At 57.1% G+C, this 2,353-nt stretch carries 2 rRNA genes; both read left to right on the top strand.

Features of this window, described 5'->3' with window-relative positions:
• Positions 1-2,148, top strand: a 23S ribosomal RNA gene (locus FB455_RS34065); the annotation flags it as partial.
• 79 nt (positions 2,149-2,227) lie between these two features.
• Positions 2,228-2,344: ribosomal RNA gene (gene rrf, locus FB455_RS34060) — 5S ribosomal RNA — on the top strand.
• The last annotated feature ends 9 nt before the right edge of the window (positions 2,345-2,353 follow it).

The following is a 2,353-nucleotide window of genomic DNA, read 5'->3' as shown; positions in this document are numbered from 1 at the left end:
TAGGGGGCCCACAAGCTTACCGAAATCAGCCAAACTCCGAATGCCGGTAAGTGAGAGCGCGGCAGTGAGACTGCGGGGGATAAGCTTCGTAGTCGAGAGGGAAACAGCCCAGATCACCAGCTAAGGCCCCTAAGCGTGTGCTAAGTGGAAAAGGATGTGGGGTCGCATAGACAACCAGGAGGTTGGCTTAGAAGCAGCCACCCTTTAAAGAGTGCGTAATAGCTCACTGGTCAAGTGGTTCCGCGCCGACAATGTAGCGGGGCTCAAGCACACCGCCGAAGCTGTGGCATTCACATTTTAACTTCGTGCCTCCTTGATGGGGTATGCAGGTGTGTGGATGGGTAGGGGAGCGTCGTGCCGGGGGTGAAGCAGCGGGGTGACCCAGTTGTGGACGCGGCACGAGTGAGAATGCAGGCATGAGTAGCGAAAGAAGGGTGAGAAACCCTTCCGCCGGATGACCAAGGGTTCCAGGGCCAGGCTAATCCGCCCTGGGTGAGTCGGGACCTAAGGCGAGGCCGAGAGGCGTAGTCGATGGACAACGGGTTGATATTCCCGTACCCGCGAAAGAGCGACCCTGACGAACCTCGTTGTGCTAACCACCCGAACTGCCGGCGGTCTTCGGACCAATGGTGGGGAGCGTGGGAACCTGGCGGGTAGTAGTCAAGCGATGGGGTGACGCAGGAAGGTAGCTGAGCCCGGCCGGTGGTTGTGCCGGGGTAAGCGTGTAGGCCGGCGTGTAGGCAAATCCGCACGCCACATAGGCTGAGACGTGATGCCGAGCCGATTCAGGTGAAGTCAGTGATCCTATGCTGCCGAGAAAAGCCTCTAGCGAGTTCTTAGCGGCCCGTACCCCAAACCGACACAGGTGGTCAGGTAGAGAATACCGAGGCGATCGGGCGAACTGTGGTTAAGGAACTCGGCAAATTGCCCCCGTAACTTAGGGAGAAGGGGGGCCGGAGACGTGAAGCCCCGCGCGGGTGGAGCGTTGTATGGCCGCAGAGAGCAGGGGGAAGCGACTGTTTACTAAAAACACAGGTCCATGCGAAGAAGTAATTCGATGTATATGGACTGACGCCTGCCCGGTGCTGGAACGTTAAGGGGACCTGTTAGCTCTCACGAGCGAAGCGGAGAACTTAAGCGCCAGTAAACGGCGGTGGTAACTATAACCATCCTAAGGTAGCGAAATTCCTTGTCGGGTAAGTTCCGACCTGCACGAATGGCGTAACGACTTCCCCACTGTCTCAACCACAGGCCCGGCGAAATTGCATTACGAGTAAAGATGCTCGTTACGCGCGGCAGGACGGAAAGACCCCGGGACCTTTACTATAGCTTGACATTGGTATCTGAATTAGCTTGTGTAGGATAGGTGGGAGCCGGTGAAGTCCATACGCCAGTATGGGTGGAGGCAATCTTGAAATACCACTCTGGTTGATTTGGGTATCTAACTTCGGACCGTTATCCGGTTCAGGGACAGTGTCTGGTGGGTAGTTTAACTGGGGCGGTTGCCTCCTAAAGGGTAACGGAGGCGCCCAAAGGTTCCCTCAGCCTGGTTGGCAATCAGGTGTTGAGTGCAAGTGCACAAGGGAGCTTGACTGTGAGACTGACAGGTCGAGCAGGGACGAAAGTCGGGACTAGTGATCCGGCACTGGCATGTGGAAGCGGTGTCGCTCAACGGATAAAAGGTACCCCGGGGATAACAGGCTGATCTTCCCCAAGAGTCCATATCGACGGGATGGTTTGGCACCTCGATGTCGGCTCGTCGCATCCTGGGGCTGTAGCAGGTCCCAAGGGTTGGGCTGTTCGCCCATTAAAGCGGTACGCGAGCTGGGTTTAGAACGTCGTGAGACAGTTCGGTCCCTATCCGCCGTGCGCGTAGGATACTTGAGAAGGGCTGTCCCTAGTACGAGAGGACCGGGACGGACGAACCTCTGGTGTGCCAGTTGTCCCGCCAGGGGCACGGCTGGTTAGCTACGTTCGGAAGGGATAACCGCTGAAAGCATCTAAGCGGGAAGCTCGCTTCAAGATGAGGTATCCCACCCACATTTGTGGGGTAAGGCCCCCAGCTAGACGACTGGGTTGATAGGCCGGAAATGTAAGCCCGGTAACGGGTTCAGTTGACCGGTACTAATAGGCCGAGGACTTGACTACTAAGCTGCTACGCGTCCACTGTGCAACTCTGAACAAACCACCACCCATGTTGTTGGGTTGGTTGACATGTTCATAGAGTTACGGCGGTCATGGCGGAGGGGAAACGCCCGGTCACATTCCGAACCCGGAAGCTAAGCCCTCCAGCGCCGATGGTACTGCACTCGGGAGGGTGTGGGAGAGTAGGACACCGCCGGACAATCTTCCA

It is taken from the genome of Micromonospora sp. CNZ296 (assembly GCF_007827635.1).
The sequence above is the reverse complement of the archived record's forward strand: the minus strand, read 5'-3'. Positions and strand labels throughout refer to the sequence as shown.